Origin of the sequence: Aurantiacibacter sediminis, from assembly GCF_016019885.1 — a bacterium.
GTDB lineage: Bacteria > Pseudomonadota > Alphaproteobacteria > Sphingomonadales > Sphingomonadaceae > Alteraurantiacibacter > Alteraurantiacibacter sediminis.
Map to the genome: position 1 here is coordinate 1 of NZ_JAEANY010000006.1, position 476 is coordinate 476.

The window sequence follows — 476 nt, forward strand, 5'->3', positions numbered from 1 at the left end:
CTGACCTACGGGGGGCTGCAGTAGGGAATCTTCCACAATGGGCGCAAGCCTGATGGAGCAACACCGCGTGAGTGAAGAAGGGTTTCGGCTCGTAAAGCTCTGTTGTTGGAGAAGAACGTGCGTGAGAGTAACTGTTCACGCAGTGACGGTATCCAACCAGAAAGTCACGGCTAACTACGTGCCAGCAGCCGCGGTAATACGTAGGTGGCAAGCGTTGTCCGGAATTACTGGGTGTAAAGGGAGCGCAGGCGGGAATGCAAGTTGGGAGTGAAATCTACGGGCTCAACCCGTAAACTGCTCTCAAAACTGTATTTCTTGAGTAGTGCAGAGGTAGGCGGAATTCCCGGTGTAGCGGTGGAATGCGTAGATATCGGGAGGAACACCAGTGGCGAAGGCGGCCTACTGGGCACCAACTGACGCTGAGGCTCGAAAGTGTGGGTATCAAACAGGATTAGATACCCGAGTAGTCGTTCGAC

Annotated in this window: 1 rRNA gene; it reads left to right on the forward strand. The window is 54.2% G+C overall.

The features are described 5' to 3' along the window. Positions 1-476 (forward strand): 16S ribosomal RNA (locus tag I5L03_RS13290); the annotation flags it as partial.